The organism is Vibrio sp. Vb1554 (genome assembly GCF_033344235.1).
The window spans coordinates 1-1,351 of sequence record NZ_JAWPOJ010000212.1 but is presented as its reverse complement, the minus strand read 5'-3'; the positions used below and the strand labels follow the sequence as shown (position 1 = coordinate 1,351).

The 1,351-nt window shown below is 48.1% G+C and carries 1 protein-coding gene and 2 pseudogenes; all 3 read left to right on the top strand.

Annotated features, from left to right (window positions below; all coding sequences use genetic code 11):
- A pseudogene (locus tag R8N28_RS25050) lies at positions 1-158 on the top strand (chromosome partitioning protein ParA); the annotation flags it as partial.
- A gap of 2 nt (positions 159-160) precedes the next feature.
- On the top strand, positions 161-733 hold the full coding sequence (locus R8N28_RS25045) for a sigma-70 family RNA polymerase sigma factor (protein WP_005455178.1): 573 nt from the start codon (positions 161-163) through the stop codon (positions 731-733).
- A gap of 3 nt (positions 734-736) precedes the next feature.
- A pseudogene (locus R8N28_RS25040) lies at positions 737-1,351 on the top strand (hypothetical protein); the annotation flags it as partial.

Here is a 1,351-nt window from a genome sequence, read left to right as displayed (position 1 = left end):
TCAACTACACCACTTGGGAATACTTACCGGCGGGAGCCAACTGGGAGCAAGGCATTTTGTATCGCTACCAACAGAACGTTAGTCGTAACCGAGATGGTTCTGATCATATTGAAACGCATACGATTTCTGAATTTGTCAAAGTGAGCGAGGAGGTATAACCATGGCAACGACTTCAGCCCTAACCCACATTATTCAGCAGTGGCAGTCTGGTAATAAACAAGCCGAAAGCGAGCTGTACCAATTCGCCTATTTGCAACTGCGTAAAATCGCCCAACAAGAACGTGAGCGCAACGCCGAAAAATACGGCACCGACAACATGGTATTGGCAGACAGCGTCAACAGCACCACCGCATTGATTCATGATGCTTACCTAAAGATGTCAAACTGCGACATGAGTGAAATCGCCACCAAGCGTGATTTTTTCTTAATGGCAGCTAAAGTCATGCGCCAAATATTGATCGACAACGCTCGCTCACACCAAGCGCAAAAACGCCAACACATCACATTGATGAAGGACGAAGAAGACCGCTTTGAGCAGTTGATCATCATGGACAAAGCCTTAGATAGCTTTAGCACACGCTACCCACGTCAATCGAGCGCATTAAAACTCAAATACCTGATGGGCATGAAGAACCAGGAGATCAGCGAACTGCTAGAGTGCAGCGCAAGCCTAATCGAAAAAGACCTCAAGTTCTCACGCAGCTGGCTGCAATCAAGAATGGCACACGCATAAATCATGACCAAGAAACTGTGGATTATCGGCGCGATCGGCGCCGGTTTATTGGGTGTTTACTTGTTAAGTGACGAGAGCAGCATGGCGTCTGCGGCCAGCTCTTTAAACAGCGCTCCTGTCGATAAAAGAAAAAGCCAACATCACTATGGTGAACGTACGTCGTTAATTGAGGTGAAGCAGGCGCTCACAACATCGGCGTTGGATGGCTCGAGCTCTCTCGATTTAGATGCTGTGCTTAATGCCACCCCATTCGATCAACAAAACGTCGCCGAGAACCCTTTCGATACGTTTGATGGTTACTACCCTTACGATCTGACGACTGTGACACCACAACCCAAGGTTGATGCGGCGAACAACAGCAAACCCATCATCAATCTATCGGTCGAACAGCAACTGCAAACCATCATTTATGGTTGGGAGCTAACGCAGAACAAGCCGATCAGCAATTCGTTAAGTCTGAACCAATTGTTTGAAGACCCCGATGGTGACCTGCTCACCACTCGGATCTGGTTAGAAAACGCCAATGGTCTTCAGGTGCTCAACCAAGGCCAAATCGTTGTACAAGGTGCGCCAGAAGAAATCGACCAAACCACTTACTTAGCCGTGGCAGCTCGTGAC

Excerpts from the sequence above, each read along its gene's own strand:
- R8N28_RS25045 (WP_005455178.1), top strand. The coding sequence starts at position 161 with ATGGCAACGACTTCAGCCCTAACCCACATTATTCAGCAGTGGCAGTCT.